14 protein-coding genes, 2 tRNA genes and 3 pseudogenes are annotated in these 16,418 nt (G+C 42.0%); 9 read left to right on the top strand and 10 right to left on the bottom strand.

Annotated features, from left to right (window positions below; translation table 11 throughout):
- Positions 1-86 precede the first annotated feature (86 nt).
- Complete coding sequence (gene guaA, locus LOZ91_RS13250) at positions 87-1,655, bottom strand: glutamine-hydrolyzing GMP synthase (protein ID WP_005094597.1); 1,569 nt, start codon at positions 1,653-1,655, stop codon at positions 87-89.
- 191 nt (positions 1,656-1,846) lie between these two features.
- Positions 1,847-2,209 (bottom strand): NirD/YgiW/YdeI family stress tolerance protein, encoded by a 363-nt coding sequence (locus tag LOZ91_RS13245; RefSeq protein ID WP_005173783.1) that lies wholly within the window; start codon positions 2,207-2,209, stop codon positions 1,847-1,849.
- 271 nt (positions 2,210-2,480) lie between these two features.
- On the opposite strand from LOZ91_RS13245, the gene LOZ91_RS13240 reads away from it, so the two are divergent.
- Entirely contained in the window at positions 2,481-3,119 is a 639-nt protein-coding gene (locus LOZ91_RS13240) for a DedA family protein (protein WP_074383709.1), read from the top strand.
- A gap of 21 nt (positions 3,120-3,140) precedes the next feature.
- Here LOZ91_RS13240 and LOZ91_RS13235 read toward each other — a convergent pair whose 3' ends face one another.
- The 5 genes from LOZ91_RS13235 to LOZ91_RS13215 all read right to left on the bottom strand — a co-directional run bounded on the left by LOZ91_RS13235 (position 3,141) and on the right by LOZ91_RS13215 (position 5,977).
- Positions 3,141-3,734: a hypothetical protein gene (locus tag LOZ91_RS13235; protein WP_005094603.1), complete on the bottom strand. Its 594-nt coding sequence runs from the start codon at positions 3,732-3,734 to the stop codon at positions 3,141-3,143.
- Positions 3,735-3,928: 194 nt separating this feature from the next.
- Positions 3,929-4,321 carry a hypothetical protein gene (locus LOZ91_RS13230; RefSeq protein WP_100535336.1) on the bottom strand — a complete coding sequence of 131 codons (393 nt, stop codon included), beginning with the start codon at positions 4,319-4,321 and terminating at the stop codon, positions 3,929-3,931.
- A 13-nt stretch (positions 4,322-4,334) separates the two neighbouring features.
- Positions 4,335-5,171: a ParA family protein gene (locus tag LOZ91_RS13225; RefSeq protein WP_100535337.1), complete on the bottom strand. Its 837-nt coding sequence runs from the start codon at positions 5,169-5,171 to the stop codon at positions 4,335-4,337.
- Positions 5,172-5,266: 95 nt separating this feature from the next.
- Entirely contained in the window at positions 5,267-5,659 is a 393-nt protein-coding gene (locus LOZ91_RS13220; RefSeq protein ID WP_100535338.1) for a SirB2 family protein, read from the bottom strand.
- A gap of 9 nt (positions 5,660-5,668) precedes the next feature.
- The gene (locus tag LOZ91_RS13215; RefSeq protein WP_005094610.1) at positions 5,669-5,977 is read right to left on the bottom strand and encodes a BolA family protein; all 309 of its coding nucleotides are present in this window, start codon (positions 5,975-5,977) and stop codon (positions 5,669-5,671) included.
- A gap of 233 nt (positions 5,978-6,210) precedes the next feature.
- On the opposite strand from LOZ91_RS13215, the gene LOZ91_RS13210 reads away from it, so the two are divergent.
- The 5 genes and pseudogenes from LOZ91_RS13210 to LOZ91_RS13190 all read left to right on the top strand — a co-directional run bounded on the left by LOZ91_RS13210 (position 6,211) and on the right by LOZ91_RS13190 (position 8,433).
- Positions 6,211-6,283, top strand: a tRNA-Gly gene (locus LOZ91_RS13210).
- Positions 6,284-6,331: 48 nt separating this feature from the next.
- Positions 6,332-6,407 (top strand) — tRNA-Gly (locus LOZ91_RS13205).
- A 158-nt stretch (positions 6,408-6,565) separates the two neighbouring features.
- A pseudogene (locus LOZ91_RS13200) lies at positions 6,566-7,720 on the top strand (site-specific integrase); the annotation flags it as partial.
- A gap of 128 nt (positions 7,721-7,848) precedes the next feature.
- Entirely contained in the window at positions 7,849-8,211 is a 363-nt protein-coding gene (locus tag LOZ91_RS13195) for an antitoxin Xre/MbcA/ParS toxin-binding domain-containing protein (RefSeq protein WP_244783376.1), read from the top strand.
- Positions 8,171-8,433, top strand: a pseudogene (locus LOZ91_RS13190) (helix-turn-helix transcriptional regulator). Before LOZ91_RS13195 ends, LOZ91_RS13190 begins: the two are co-directional and overlap by 41 nt.
- A 267-nt stretch (positions 8,434-8,700) precedes the next feature.
- Here LOZ91_RS13190 and acnA read toward each other — a convergent pair.
- Entirely contained in the window at positions 8,701-11,457 is a 2,757-nt protein-coding gene (gene acnA / locus LOZ91_RS13185; protein WP_244783375.1) for an aconitate hydratase AcnA, read from the bottom strand.
- A gap of 354 nt (positions 11,458-11,811) precedes the next feature.
- On the opposite strand from acnA, the gene LOZ91_RS13180 reads away from it, so the two are divergent.
- A complete protein-coding gene (locus LOZ91_RS13180) occupies positions 11,812-12,120 on the top strand; it encodes a helix-turn-helix transcriptional regulator (protein WP_005173768.1) in 309 nt (102 codons plus the stop codon).
- 48 nt (positions 12,121-12,168) lie between these two features.
- Here the strand turns inward: LOZ91_RS13180 and LOZ91_RS13175 are convergent, their stop codons facing one another.
- Complete coding sequence (locus LOZ91_RS13175; protein WP_074383713.1) at positions 12,169-13,260, bottom strand: ATP-binding protein; 1,092 nt, start codon at positions 13,258-13,260, stop codon at positions 12,169-12,171.
- A gap of 346 nt (positions 13,261-13,606) precedes the next feature.
- Between LOZ91_RS13175 and LOZ91_RS13170 the strand changes: the two are divergent.
- Positions 13,607-13,796, top strand: a pseudogene (locus tag LOZ91_RS13170) (type II toxin-antitoxin system HipA family toxin); the annotation flags it as partial.
- Positions 13,797-13,911: 115 nt separating this feature from the next.
- Positions 13,912-14,148, top strand: a complete 237-nt coding sequence (locus tag LOZ91_RS13165; RefSeq protein WP_005173763.1) for a VF530 family protein — start codon at positions 13,912-13,914, stop codon at positions 14,146-14,148.
- A gap of 269 nt (positions 14,149-14,417) precedes the next feature.
- On the opposite strand, the gene LOZ91_RS13160 is transcribed toward LOZ91_RS13165, so the two are convergent.
- Positions 14,418-16,118 (bottom strand): NAD-dependent malic enzyme, encoded by a 1,701-nt coding sequence (locus LOZ91_RS13160; RefSeq protein ID WP_074383716.1) that lies wholly within the window; start codon positions 16,116-16,118, stop codon positions 14,418-14,420.
- Positions 16,119-16,418: the final 300 nt, after the last annotated feature.

The raw sequence follows: 16,418 nt of genomic DNA, 5'->3' as shown, positions 1-16,418 counted from the left end.
CCGTGCTTCGTGAAATCCCTCACTGCCGCGAGCATAGCTCTTGGCGTAAAATCGGCTAAAAGCTATCGCTTTTAGAAATCCCGATTTTACTCCCATTCAATAGTTGCAGGTGGCTTAGACGATACGTCATACACAACACGAGAAACATCTTTAATTTCATTCATGATACGAGTCGAGATTTTATCGACTAGATCATAAGGAAGATGCGCGAAACGAGCAGTCATAAAGTCCACAGTTTCTACTGCACGCAGTGCAATCACCCATGCATAACGGCGACCATCACCGACAACACCGACAGATTTCACCGGCTGGAATACCGCAAATGCTTGAGCAGTCTTGTCATACCAACCGCTGGCACGAAGTTCCTGCATGAAAATGTCATCAGCAAGACGTAAAATGTCTGCATATTCTTTTTTCACTTCACCCAAGATACGCACACCTAGACCTGGGCCTGGGAATGGATGACGGTAAATCATGCTGTGTGGCAAGCCCAAAGTGGTACCCAATTTACGTACTTCATCTTTAAACAAGTCACGTAATGGTTCAACCAGTTCAAAAGCCAAGTCTGCTGGTAAACCACCCACGTTGTGGTGCGATTTAATCACATGTGCCTTGCCCTGTTTGCTTGCAGCAGATTCAATCACGTCTGGATAAATCGTACCTTGAGCCAGGAATTTTACCCCATCTAATTTACGTGCTTCTTCAGCAAAGACTGCAATAAACTCACGGCCAATAATTTTACGTTTTGCTTCAGGATCAACTTCGCCTGCAAGTGCAGTCAAGAAACGCTCTTCTGCAGCAGCACGGATAACACGAATCCCCATATTGTCAGCAAACATTTGCATCACTTGATCACCTTCGTTCAAACGAAGCAGACCATTGTCGACAAACACACATGTCAGCTGATCACCAATCGCTTTATGCAACAGCGCTGCAACGACAGATGAATCCACACCACCTGAAAGACCAAGTAATACTTTTTCATCACCGATCTGTTGGCGAAGCTGTTCTACACGTAGATCAATAATGTGTTCTGGCGTCCATAGACCGCGGCAACCACAAATTTGATGAACGAAGTTCGACAGTAATTCTGCCCCTTTAGAGGTATGTGTCACTTCAGGATGGAACTGAATACCATAGAAACCACGAGTTTCGTCAGACACCATCGCAATTGGACAGCTTGGAGTTTGTGCAGTGATCTGGAAGCCTTCTGGAATACGGGCAACCTTGTCACCATGACTCATCCAGACATGCAACTGGTTTTCACGGTCCTGTAAATTACCGATCAGCTTGTCACGTACCACGATATCAACTTCTGCATAACCGAACTCATGCACAGTACCTGGCTCGACTTTACCGCCAAGCTGTTCGCACATGGTTTGCAGGCCATAACAAATACCCAATACCGGTACACCGAGCTCGAATACCACTTGTGGCGCACGCGGGCTGCCTTCAAGGTGAACGCTCTCAGGTCCACCAGACAAGATGATACCGTTTGGATTAAATGCACGAATGTCTTCTTCAGACATATCATAGGCATACATTTCAGAATATACACCAGCTTCACGGACACGGCGTGCAATGAGCTGACTATATTGAGAACCGAAATCCAGAATCAGGATACGATCTTCAGTAATTTGAGTATTGGTAGTCATGACGAACAACTATGAAAGGCAAACGAAAGATAAGCGCCGTATTCTAGCATTTTTCTTGTGTTTAAGCACACTATTCCAATTGGTTTAAATATTAAACAGTTAAGAAATTTCAGAAAATAATGCTCTCATTTTTGACTGGTTCACAGGAGAGCAGAGTTTCGCTGCTTTCCTGTTCCAGCCAAATGAATGGTTTATTTCACGCGTTCAATCTGAATCACTTCAATATCGGTGGGTTTGTTGCGGTGCGTATCGACCTCGCCCCAGACTTCTACCCGATCGCCTGCTTTGAGTTTTAATCTTTTCCAGTGGTCGTCATCCACATCAATCATGATGCTGCCGGTTTTATCTCTTAATTCAAATTCGTCACTTTGTGCTGCACGCTGTTTGACGATCTGCCCCCTTAAGGTCACGCCGGTTTCATCTTTCATTTTATGTGCCTGAGCAATACTGACTACATTCTGTTTTGCTTCCTCCAGAATAGCCTGATCTGATTTAGCCCAAAGTGCCGGACTGGCAGCTGCCAGAACCAGTGTCGCCAGAATATATTTTTTCATGTGTGTTGACCTGCCATTTTTATGATGATTCCATGATCTAAACAGAAAGCCGAAATAGATGCCGCAGACGTTGTGTAACACCATGATGAACTTGTGTCATCTGCTCAAAAAGCCCCAATAAAAATATGTTTATACGCTGATACATCTATTTTAAAAGTGAAGGGATTCGCCCGACAGCAGAAAAATAAGCCGCAAAATAGTCGACTTTTATTACTGACTTTATAGGTGATCGCTGTTAGGATTTGAGCACACTTTTGCTTGTACTGGGCTCATGGAACTGATTGATTTTATCTTGCATGTTGATGATCACTTGCTTGAATTTATCACCAATTACGGGATCTGGATTTATGCCATTCTTTTCCTGATTATCTTTGTGGAAACAGGTTTGGTGGTGATGCCATTCCTGCCCGGCGACAGCTTGCTATTTGCAGCAGGTGCTTTGGCAGCGTCTACAGGTGTGATGGATCCCTGGGTACTGATTCCGCTTTTATTTGTTGCGGCAGTATTGGGCGATACCCTGAATTACCATATTGGCAAATATATCGGGCCGCGGGTTTTCGAGATTGAATCGCGCTTTATCAATAAAAAACATTTATTGGCAACTCAGCAATTCTTTGCCAGACATGGTGGTAAAACCATTATTTTTGCGCGTTTTGTGCCTTTTGCTCGTACCTTTGCACCTTTTGTCGCTGGTGCTGGCAGCATGAATTACAAATATTTCCTGAGCTATAATGTAGTGGGTGGATTCATCTGGATCAGCTCATTTGTCATTCTGGGCTATATGTTCGGTAATATGCCGATCGTCAAAGATAACTTCACCTATTTGATTTTCGGTATTATTATTTTAAGTGTCTTGCCAGGTGTGATCGGCTTTATTCAACAAAGACTCAAAAAAAGTAAAACAGCTTAAGATTTTTTATAGCCTGTGCATTTAATCCCAAAGCTTGATCAGTAATGGGATCAGACAAAGCAGTACAAACAGAGCCGAGCCTTTATAAATAAGGCCGGCTTTTATTTTTTCAGAGTGACTGCTCAAAATTGCCTGACCAAAGACCATCCAGAAAATCCCTACTGGAACGGTACTCAAGCAAAAGGCAGCAAACACCAGAACAAAGTTGGTCGGACTTTGCCAAGTTTCCATGGGTAAGATCCCGGAGGCCAACAATGCTGCTTTAGGATTGCTTAAGGTGACAGTAAACATTTGCCAGGGACGAATCTGCGGATGATTTTTGCTATAGCGTTCTAACTGCTGGGCCTTATATAAATGCAGCGTCATCCAGCCCACACAGATGGTACTCAGGACATACAGCAAGCTTTTGAAGTTTGGCCAGATCGGTAAAGCCAGATGAATCAACAAAGCCCAGACATTAATCGCATAAAAATAGCCCATCAGAATGGCAGGAATATAAAGGCTGGTTTTGGCCTGACCCTGCTGATACGCAGAGCTGGCGACCAAGGCATTCGCCGGCCCAGGAATCATCAGAACGGCGATTAGCCCCAATACAAATAACCAATTTTCAATCATCGTGATGAACTATTCCGGGCCTAGCTTATAGCTTAATCAATATTCTCATGCCAGAACAGCTCTATAAATCTAGGATGCTGAGACGATACGCGCCATTTCAAGTGATATTAAGCGGAATATCAGCTCGGCTATTTTGAAAAAATCATAAAAAATGCTGACCCAAGATCAGCATTTATGAAGAGATCAGGAATTCGTTATTTAGCAATATTCTGACGAACCACAATCGGACAATTTTTGTAACGGGCGGCCTGAACAATCGCTTCCTGTTCACCTAAAAGCCGTGCCAGTTCGGTTCGCTTGGTATTGGATGACTGTCCCATATTGACGGAAACACTCGGACCAATCCCCCAACCACCGCGACTGCCCCAGCCACCACCCAGACCGACGCCCAGACCTACACCCGTACGTTTTGGTGCTTCCACGCCATTGTCGATATATTTCTGAATACGGTTATATTCGCCTTGTAGCTGCTGACAACCCAAGGTCTGATACTGGGTCGGGGACACATAGGTGGGTTTCACCGTTGTTGCACAAGCACTCAGCAATGCAAGTGCTGCAATACTCAGGCTTAATTTCACAAGTTTCATAGTTAACTCGATCTTAGTTCTGCTCTATCTCATTGAACAACGATTGATAGGCCTGAGTCAATTTATGATCAGTAGCCAAATGAATCAGGGGCTGATTTTTATGATGAGATTCTTTCATTAAGATGGAGGGCGGTAACATACTATTGAGTACGGGCAATCCTTCATCTTTCAGTTGCTGCACCACTTCACGCGGTAATCTGGCCTGTGCCTGAAACTGATTCACCACAATACCTTCAATTTCCAGTCTTTCATTATGGTCATCTTGGGTTTCAATGACATTTTCAATCAGGGTCTGTAAGGCGCGTTTAGAAAACACATCACAGTCAAATGGAATCAGCACGCGGTCTGCAGCAATCAAAGCCGACAGTGTAAAGAAATTAAATGCCGGCGGGGTATCAATAAACACCCGATCATATTGCCCGGACAATTGTTGTAAAGCATCTCGCAGTTTGTAGATTTTATGCTTGGACTCCAGTGCATGTGCCAAGGCGCCCAGTGTCGGGCTGGCTGGAATCACATCCAGATACTTAAAGGGAGACTGATGCACATAACTTTCCAGACCTTTGCTACGGCTTTTCAAAATCGAGCCAATTGCATTGCCGAGCAAGCCTTTACTTTGCTGATTGCCCAGCACATTTTCAAAATAGTTTTCAATATTCGGTTCTAATGCCGGCTTGTCACTTGAATAGGTCGCATCGTCACCTAATACGTATTGACTGGAATTGGCTTGTGGATCCAGATCAATGAGTAAAGTTTTTAAACCCTGATGTGCGCTGATCGCGGCCAGATTAACGGTAATACTGGACTTACCCACCCCACCTTTTTGATTAAATACCACACGTGTATTCATGTCCCCTCCTGTTATTTTTAACTACTTTTATCACACTTGTATTTTTTAATTATTCACATAGGCAGACTGCGCTTGAAGTCACAGCCTGCTTGCTTTTAGCCAAAATTCGGCTTGATCATCACCAAGATCAAAATAGAAACCAATGCAACTACCGCAATAAATAAGCCAGCCCGGCGTTGTGCCAGCAAGATTGAATCATCTTTTTTATAGGCTTTAGCTAAAGAGGATACCAGCACAAAAAATAAAATAACCTTGGCATAAAACCAGGGTTGCACATCAAAATCCTTGATCACCAATGACACAATACCTGTAAGCGCGATCACCGTAATGGCCAGATGCTGTAAAGCCACCAGCGCAATTCGTGCCTTTGGATTCGGTAGGTTGCCTTGTGTACCAATAAACAAAGTCAAGGCACGGGCAAGAATGGCGACAATCGCCAATCCTGCTGCTGACATATGAATAATTTTGACTAAAAGTTGAGTTTCCATCATTTCCTCTTAGTTTTTTGGTGCATGTGCACAAGCTGGACTGGTCGTGTCCTGCCCTGCCCATTCTTCAGGCAAAAATGCGTGGATTGCCAGCGCATGAATCTTGTCTTTGGCCAGTAAATCACCAGCAGCAGCATAGACTTTCTGATGACGCTGGACTGGACGTAAACCGGCAAAGGCCTGACTGACAATCACAGTTTTAAAATGAGACTCTTTTCCAGGGAAATAACCGCCATGACCCGAAGATTCATTCACCACGTCTAAATGGGTCGGAGATAATTGTGCTAAACGATCTTTCAGTTGTTGTTCTAAGCTCATGGCCTGACTCCAATCTTTGAAAATATAAAGTCAGTATACCTTGTTCTGCTGAGTATTTTGGTAATCTGTTACAGCGCAATCTGTTGATTGTGGCGAAGTTTCATGAATTCCCACATGAATATTGGTGATTTATTGTCTGGTCTAAAATATTTTGCTTTTATTTTATGCAATTGATACAAGATTTTTAACAAAGGTGTTGACCACATTTTTTCATGCTGTATTATACACGGCATGCGGGAATAGCTCAGTTGGTAGAGCATAACCTTGCCAAGGTTGGGGTCGGGAGTTCGAGTCTCCTTTCCCGCTCAAAATTTTTTCATTTAGTTTTTTCATTTAAAAAACTTTATAGACTCCGCGGGAATAGCTCAGTTGGTAGAGCATAACCTTGCCAAGGTTGGGGTCGGGAGTTCGAGTCTCCTTTCCCGCTCCAGATTCAAAAAGCCCTCATCGAAAGATGGGGGCTTTTTTATTGTTGATTTTATTATATTTTTAAAAATCCCCCTTCCTTTGTTATTCAATTTAATAAAAAATATTCTTAATGTAATTTATATTTTGTGACCAAGATGTGACCATGGCGTGCCCACGACCTTATCCGTTGTTCTGAACTGTAATTACGCTCCACTGGTCAAGAATGTGACGGATTATACCGAAGAAGAATATCAGCCCATTCGGACAGAGTTACTCCGTAATACGCATGGTCAAAATCATTGGTTTATGATTGCCCATTTACTGGGTCACATTGACCCTACAGAAACCTTTAAAAGCTATATTCATCTGAGCTACCTGATCGCTGGGCATAAAATACTGCAATATCATCCAGACATAGATACTCAATTAGTAAAGAAGATGATGGGCTACCTACCTTCTTTCAAATTTTTAAACACAGTAAAAGATACTGCTCCATTCAATTTTGAAAAGCATGCTATTCATTTAAGTCAGGAGTTACTCAACGACCAAACTGACTGGTTAAAAAGTAACATAGAAGACATTCTGGATGAGGTTTCATTTAACTCACAGCCTCATGATTTTTCTAAATATTTCGCAGGAACAAAGGAATCCAAAATCTCATTTGCATGGTTTTTTAAGTGCCTAAATTTACTGGAAATTCATCATGATCCAGATCAGGTCTCACAGGAAATGAGCTTACCTATAGAACTGGTTGAGTACTGGTATAAAAATGCCAAACAACTGGGCCAACTCAAGTCTCAAAAAAACAACCCAAGGTTATTTGATCTCAACAACACGAATCATCTTGATAAACCTTTAAAACCCGCCATGATTGATACCATTGAAGAGTGCACAGCAAGGAACTATTTCTTTGAAAATATTCAAAATATCTTTGAAAAAAAGCCAGATCAAATAAAAGCGGTGCTTGAGACATTTTTAAGTCGTGTTACGGTTTCGCATACTGGCATTCATTATCGATGGAATAAAATCGATCAATTGGAATCATTTTATTCCAAGGTAAAAGACCTGTTTCCCCATCAATTTTGGCATTTGCTTGGACAAGACTTGGTACAATTGCTAGATAAAAAGAAACAGCCTTTATTACTGAAGCTGGCTAAATCGAGCACAACAGAGCATCCTAAGACTCAAGAAGATTATGTTCGTCTCCAGCTTTACTCAACAAAAGATGCCAAAGCACTGGCCGCATTTAAATTCTGTTTACATTTAGCCTGTATCGGTAGACCACGATCTCTTGAACTTAAAGCTGAAGGTCTAAAAATAACTACATGCTGTTAAATAATTTAACCGTTGCTTCTTTATGTAAAGCCAAATTTAATATATTTAGTAAAAATTGAGTATCTGATCAACGATAATTAAATAGTATAAACTCTATGAATTAGCAGCGTCTGGAACAGGGATCGATCATGCATACAACATCAGAAAAAACTGCAAAACAGAAAATGATATTAGCTAAGGCAGTCTTAGCTGCTGCTGAACGACTTGGTCTTGCACAGGATCAACTAGCCTTAATACTCAGTATAGATTCGGTGAAAACTTTAACTTCTCTTGAATTAGATCCCACTTCAAAACAGGGAGAAATCGCCCTCACTTTAATCCGTATTACCACATCATTAGATGCTCTGACAGGTGGGGATACAGCCTGGATGCAGCATTTTATGAAATCACCCAATAAATTGATGAATGGCATTCCAATAGAACAGATTCAGAACCCTCAGGGATTGGCCTCTGTTTTACAATTGGCGGAAGGTCTTCGGGCTAAACTTTAAGATAAGCAAATTATTAGGCTATACACAGAAAAGTCTTTCAGAAAAGACTAAAGTGAATAAAACAACAATTTCAGAGATAGAGAATGGTCATTTTACAGGTTCATTTGACATATTTGAACGTGTGCTTGATGGCATGGGTTTACAATTCGAAGTGAATAAAAAAAGTTTAACTTGCCCCAATGGGATGAAATTGAAGAAATATTTGCGGAATATGATGAATAAATTAGATTAGATCTATGTTCACATTTGATATCTACACCTAATAATGTAGGCATAGTTCCAATGGTCAGCGCTCTCCATTAGATTATGAAAAGACCCATCAAAAGATTAATACCAGTCAGTTAAGGAAATTTGGATGAAAAAAAATCTAAATTTCCTTATATTTGAATTTAAATTGATCTAAATTTATGTCTTAATTGAGCATAATTTTAGTTTTTCAATTCTTAACTGACCGGCATTGTGGTAGGTATCGGGCTTTCATAATTCAATTTAGGAAGCGAGCAAATTGCGCAAGACATAGTGCAAGATACCACCGGCCTTAAAGTATTCCACCTCATTCAAGGTATCAATACGACACAACACTTGAAAATGGCTACACGTACCATCGGTATGTTGCACATCTACTTTCAGCATTTGATGCGGATGAATATCATCAGACAAGCCTAAAATTGACAGTGTTTCATGGCCCGTTAGGTTCAAGATCTGCCGGTTTTGACCCTCTACAAACTGTAAAGGTAACACCCCCATGCCAACCAGATTGGAACGGTGAATCCGCTCAAAACTTTCAGCAATCACCGCTTTCACCCCCAACAGGTTGGTGCCTTTGGCCGCCCAGTCACGTGAAGAACCGGTACCATATTCTTTCCCAGCAATCATTACGAGTGGGGTTTGTTCTGCCTGATAGCGCATTGCCGCATCATAAATCGAGAGTTTTTCTGCACTTGGAATATGCAGGGTATTGCCACCCTCCTCGCCACCCAGCATTTCGTTTTTGATGCGGATATTGGCAAAGGTACCTCGCATCATCACTTCATGGTTGCCACGGCGGGAACCATAAGAGTTAAAGTCTTTTACATCAACCCCCTGTTGCTGCAAATATCGGCCGGCCGGACTATCTTTTTTGATATTACCCGCCGGGGAAATATGGTCCGTCGTGACTGAATCGCCTAATATAGCTAAAATCCGTGCCTGTTTGATCGGCTGAATTGGTCGCACCGGCTGATCAATTTTTGCAAAAAAGGGAGGATGCCGGATATAGGTTGATTGTTCATCCCAAGCATAGGTTTGACTTTGTGGAATCTGGATCGCTTTCCACTTGGCATCGCCTTCAAACACTTCCGCATATTCTTTCTGGAACATCTCGGTATTCACGTTCTGTAGTGCGGCATCAATTTCCATCTGTGTCGGCCAGATATCTTTTAAATAAACTGCTTGGCCATCAAAACCTTCACCTATCGGCTCAGCAGTGAGATCAGTTCGAATATTCCCGACCAGACCATAGGCAACTACTAAGGGTGGCGAGGCGAGCCAGTTGGTTTTCACCAAAGGATGCACCCGTCCTTCAAAGTTACGGTTTCCGGAAAGCACTGAAGCTACATTCAAATCAAAACATTGCACAGCTTCTTCAATCACTTCAGGTAAAGGTCCCGAATTACCAATACAGGTAGTGCAACCATAACCCACCAGGTTATAACCCAGTTGATTCAAATAAGGCGTCAACCCTGCTGCATCAAGATAATCGCTGACCACTTTGGAACCTGGAGCCAGTGAACTTTTCACCCAAGGTTTCCGCTGCAAACCTTTTTCGATTGCTTTTTTGGCCAATAGGCCTGCTGCCAACATGACACTGGGATTCGAGGTATTGGTACAGGAGGTAATGGCTGAAATCACTACATCACCATGCTGCAACGGATATTTTTCACCATCAATCATACAAAAAGCATTTTCATGTGGCAGGTTGGCCTGTTTCGCTTCAACAGCCGTACCTCCCCCTCCTTCATTTTCCAGACGCTCTTTTTCTTCTTTGACCGGTTTCAAGGTCAGATCCATGAAGGCATGAAAGGTTTTTGGCACTTGCGACAATAGCACACGATCCTGCGGGCGTTTCGGGCCCGCCAGACTGGCTTCTACTGTCGACATATCTAAAGCCAGAGTGTCGGTAAAGACGGGTTCATCCCCCGGATTACGCCATAATCCTTGCAACTTGCTATAGGCCTCTACCAAGGCAATTCTTTCCGGCTGACGTCCGGTTAAACGTAAATAGGAAAGCGTTACCTCATCAACCGGGAAAAAGCCACAGGTAGCGCCATATTCGGGTGCCATATTGGCAATAGTGGCACGGTCAGCCAAGGGTAAATCGGCCAGACCATCGCCATAAAATTCGACAAATTTTCCAACTACGCCTTTTTGGCGAAGCATCTGGGTAATGGTCAGCACCAGATCAGTTGCTGTAATACCTTCTTTGAGTTTACCTATGAGCTTAAAGCCGATCACTTCTGGAATCAGCATGGAGATCGGTTGGCCCAGCATGGCCGCTTCCGCTTCGATGCCGCCTACTCCCCAACCTAACACGCCTAAGCCATTGATCATGGTGGTATGTGAATCGGTACCGACTAAGGTATCAGGAAAGGCAAAGCGCTGCCCATCGACCTCATTGCTCCAAACTACTTGTGCCAGATGTTCCAGATTAACCTGATGGCAAATCCCGGTTCCTGGCGGCACCACGCGAAACTGATTGAGCGCAGCCTGCCCCCAACGTAGAAACTGGTAGCGCTCGCCATTGCGTTGCATCTCAATGGCGACATTCTGCTCAAAAGCTTGCGGGCTGGCAAAGTAATCGACCATCACCGAGTGATCGATGACCAAATCCACCGGTGACAACGGATTAATTTTTTCCGGGTCACCACCGGCTTTGGCCACTGCTGCACGCATCGCGGCAAGATCAACCACTGCGGGAACACCGGTAAAATCCTGCATCAGCACCCGTGCCGGACGATACTGGATTTCCTGTTCTGAGGTTTGGTTGTTTAACCACCCTGCCAGCGCATGAATATGCTCGGTTTTCACCGTGAGCTGATCTTCAAAACGTAGTAAATTTTCCAGCAAGACTTTTAAAGATTTTGGCAGCCGGGACAGGTCGCCCAATTGCGCTTGCAATTTGGACAGGTTGAAAATCTGATAGTGTTCTGAACCGACGGTCAATGTTTCTAAGGTATTAAAACTATTGATATCACTATACTTGGCCATCTAGTTTACCTCCGGCTTGAGATGTTATTTTTATGATCACAGTCCACCACTTCTTTACTTACTGTATGCCAACTGCGCGGCGGGTTTGTTATTATTTATTATCGGATTGTGCTAGGCAGTTAAATGCAGGGCTGCCAGGAATTTTTGCCAGAGAGTTGTCGACAGTTCAGATCCGGCATCGACAATCTTTCTGCCAATTCCGTAAGGAGATAAGTTAAATTGAACCGCGTATTTTCAGAGTGATTTCAGATCACTACGTAGCTAGGGCTGTTTTACAGATCAAAATGATAAATTGCTTTAAAAAAGAAACTAATATATTTCTTATAGAACCTAAAAGAAATAAATGTGTCTACAATAAATGAATCTTTACTTCAGCAAATCAAAAAAAGACGAACCCTATTGGGCTTAAAGCAAGTTAATATGCAATCCCGTACAGGCATTTCAAGACAGCAGTACCAAAAACTGGAAAGTCAGGGTAATCCACGATTAGAGACCTTAGAAATTATCGCGGCAGGATTAAATGCTCAACTGATGCTCATTCCAGATGATAAAGTTCATTTAATCAGACAATTATTGAATGATGAAATTAAAATCACGATCGAAGATCAGGATGACTTAATGACCAACCCATGGAAGGGTCTTCTCGGAGATGAGGAATCATGAATCCTCTTAACGAGGTATTTTACCGGGTACTGACCATTATTAAAAAATTTATGCTTCATCCATAATCCATTCTTTAAAAAGAGCATCTTCGATTTCATAAGTACCATTTTCTGGTTTAAAAATAATTTGTTTTTTTGATAAAGAACGTAGGGCAGATTGAATACTCGATACTGCAATGCTGTCTACACCGATGGAGTCAGCAAGATGCTGTCTAAATTGAATACTGTAAAGTTCAACTTGTGATTCAGCTATGGCTTTTAAGAGCAGCTGTTCTAATAACTTAAACTCTCCCCATAATCCTGAAAAGTCACGGTGCCCCATTGTATCGGCTATAAGCTGTTCCTTTGCAAAATCTATAGCCAGCATTGGGTTTAATGCTAAACGCTCAACCAATGACCTCACCAGTTGAGGACTTTGCTTCATATCTAAAAAAGCACACCATAAAATTTCTTTATCCAAACTACGTCCTGTTGTTTGATTAAATACATCTGCCAGATGATCTGTAAATGCTTTTGTTAGATTTGGAAAAGGTAAATTCTGCCCATAATGAAAAAATGGAGCACTACTCACAGAAAACATTTGTCTCAAGCCCTCTCGACTTGAACCAGTAAAAATTACCTTTATCGTTTCTTTATGCATATCTAAAGCAGTACGCAAACTGGCAATAGTTGTTTTATATTTTGAACTAGCTAAAGCCTGAATCTCATCAAGTAGCAATAAAATAGGTTTACCCTGCTGAGCCAGTTTTGTAATACTAGATAAAATACTGGAATTCACTTGCCCTTGTGCAAGAGTCACTTCGGCTTTTACACCTGCCACCTCTGTACTTAAAGAGCCAATATTTTTAATCCAATGATTGGCTTTACCAATCAAGCCATTTTGCTGTGAAAACTCATCAAGAGCTTTTACAAACTGTCCTTCACTATGCAGGCCTGCATCTAAAAAACTGAAATAAAAAACGCGCCATCCAAGCTGTTCTGCTAAGGGCGTAATATCTTTTCGTAAAAATTCAGTTTTTCCCATCCGGCGTGGGGCAAAAAAAGTCAGAGAACTAGCTAGTCCAGTCTCAAACATGCCTAAAATTTGTTTAGCTAGTTCTGTACGTGGAAAATGCCAAGGGTCATTGGAGATGCTACTCATTTTAATTACTCAGCAATGATTCTTTATTGCTATAGATTGTATTAGATTCCATTAGATTGTAAATGTCTAATTAGACTTCTTTAATCTAATAGGACCTAATCATCCAATAAAGCACCTTTGCACCGATCAACCGACACATTTTATAACTCCATTATTTTGTGGCTTAATAGCCATATCTAAACATAAGACCCAATATTATGGATTTAAGATTCAGAAAAACCTGAAGAAGTTGTTGCGTTTTATGTGAGAGGCTTCGTAAAGAACGACTTTATCTGGAAATAAATCCACGCTCAAAAAACTTAATGCTTACTATAATTGATGGGGTGAATATTGGCTTTGGGGTACACTGGTCTCCTCAACAGCAATCACAGGTCGACCATTAATTGCCTTTGAATACAGTGCTGAAGCGATCCGTAAAGGTTTAGAACGCTCCTCGTACCTACTCCCATTAAGAAGGTGACCCATTAAGAAAAAACTTTCCTACACAGCACATGGGATTACCAAGTCATATATATGATGCCTCACCCGATTGCTGGGCGTGCTCCAGAATTTTGATGGTTATTCAGTCCATCATTACCTACATTCAAACGCTCTAGTTTTCCAATTAGCTCAGGTTATAATAATGGCCACCCAAAATACGATTGATCTATTATGAACACCCCCAATGACCCTTTACACGGCAAAAAACTTGCTGACATTTTGGATGAATTATTGGATTACTACGGTGGCTTTGAAGGTTTAAGTCGTAAAATTGAAATTAGATGTTTTTGCATAGACCCAAGTGTTAAATCATCATTGCGATTCTTGCGTACCACACCATGGGCACGTGAAAAAGTAGAAAGCTTATATTTGTACGTCTTACGCCAAAAGGCAAAACAGAAACCGTAGACCCAGGCCCCTCTCTCATCATCAAATTATACCAGTCAGTAAAATATTTTACATTAAATCATATATTTAAAATTAATATCATTTAATAAAATAAATCTCAGCGACTTTATCGAGATTGGAATCAGAGAGCTCGAGTCTCCTTTCCCGCTCCAGATTCAAAAAAGCCCTGATCGAAAGATCGGGGCTTTTTTTAGGCATTGCCTATTTTAACCAATAAACGCTGACCAGCCCAAAACGAGTGCTTAGTCAGAGTTTGTCTTCATTTAAAATTAGAAAGTGACCCGCTGATAATCACGATATTGCGGTGTCCAGAAATTATGCTCAATCGCTAACTGCAAGTCCTCAATACTTACTTTAGGCGCCACCCCATCCTCAATGGCTGCAAGGGCGACTTTCAACGCAATCTGCTTTGAAATAGACTGCAAATGATCGAGACTTGGCAATAAATCCGCTTGTGGGTCTTGCAACTTAGGCGAACAATCCGCCAAAGCATTACTAGAAGCCATCAGCATATTATCTGTAACACGCTTCGCACCCGAAGCAATCACCCCCAACCCAATTCCGGGGAAAATATAAGAATTATTGCACTGTGAAATATGATGGATTTTTTCCTGATAATTCACCGGTGCAAAGGGGCTACCTGTGGCAATCAGCGCTCTACCCTTAGTCCATTGCAAAATATCTGCCGGTACTGCTTCTACCTGTGAAGTCGGATTGGATAAAGGGAAAATAATTGGCTGCACGCTATTCTCAGCCATAGCTTCAACCACTTCCTGCGTGAATAATCCCGGTTGCCCCGAAACCCCAATCAGTACTGTTGGCTTAGCATGCTTCACGACATCTGTTAATGAAATCATGGCTTCAGCATCTGCCCAGCTTTCTACATGTTCAGCAGGCTGTGCCAATTTACGCTGAAAATTTAGTAAATTCGGCTGATTTTCAGTGATCAGACCAAAGCGGTCGACCATAAAGATTCGTGCACGTGCTTCGCTATCGCTCAAGCCTTCCGCAATCATTTGTTTAATGATCTGTTCCGCAATCCCGCAACCAGCTGAACCAGCCCCCAGAAATGCCACCACCTGATCTTTCAACTGCTTACCTGCTGCACGTGAAGCGGCAATTAAACTTCCGACCGAAACCGCAGCGGTTCCCTGAATATCATCATTAAAACAGCAAATGCGATCACGGTATTTTTCCAGCAAAGGCATGGCATTTTTCTGCGCAAAGTCTTCAAACTGAATCAATGCATCCGGCCAGCGCTGCTGAATGGCCTGAATTACCATTTCGACAAAAGCATAGTATTCATCGCCGCTGATCCGCGGTTCACGCCAACCCATATAAATCGGATCATTCAGCAATTGCTGATTATTGGTGCCGACATCGAGAGTGATCGGTAAGGTATACGCTGGGCTGATTCCACCACAGGCAGTATAGAGCGCCAATTTACCAATCGGAATCCCCATTCCGCCAATCCCCTGATCGCCTAAACCCAAAATGCGTTCGCCATCGGTAATCACAATCACTTTCACGTTCTTTTTATTAATATTGTGAATAATCTGCTCGATCTGATCGCGATCCGGATAGGAAATAAAGATCCCGCGATGACGGCGATAAATATCAGAAAAGCGCTGACATGCCTCCCCCACAGTCGGGGTGTAAATAATCGGCATCATCTCGCTAAGGTGATTTTCAATCAGGTGATAAAACAGGGTTTCATTGGTATCCTGAATATTACGCAAATAAATATGCTTGTTGATATCACTATTAAAAGCACAATATTGCTGATAAGAGCGCTGACTCTGTTCCTCAATGGTCTCGGTCACATGAGGAATTAAACCATGCAAATTAAAGCTTCTACGCTCTTCTTCAGTAAATGCAGAACCTTTATTGAGTAACGGGAGTTCTAATAAGGTGTTTCCAGCATACGGAATATATAAAGGGCGTTTACTGTTCAAATTTTCTCTGGGCATTATTTAACTCTTCTAATCAATCCTCGGCACTTCGCCGAAAACAATGACATCACTATCGTTATTTTATATAGCCTATCCTGATTTTAGCCTTTTGGGGTATTTAGTAAATTGATAATGCTTTTAGCAGGATTTTATAATCTGATAACGTAGCGTGATAGGAGAGATTTTGGTTAATTTTGTAATAAATTTCTTTTATCCATCAAAAATGCTTGTTCTATTTTAAAATCTCACTGATTTAAAATGGGTTATGGCCTATTTAAATAGTATTGATCTTTTTCATACTGCTAAGGCAGAAGATTG

Origin of the sequence: Acinetobacter sp. F-1 (genome assembly GCF_022869025.1) — a bacterium.
GTDB lineage: Bacteria > Pseudomonadota > Gammaproteobacteria > Pseudomonadales > Moraxellaceae > Acinetobacter > Acinetobacter pseudolwoffii.
This window is presented reverse-complemented; position numbering and strand designations above follow the sequence as displayed.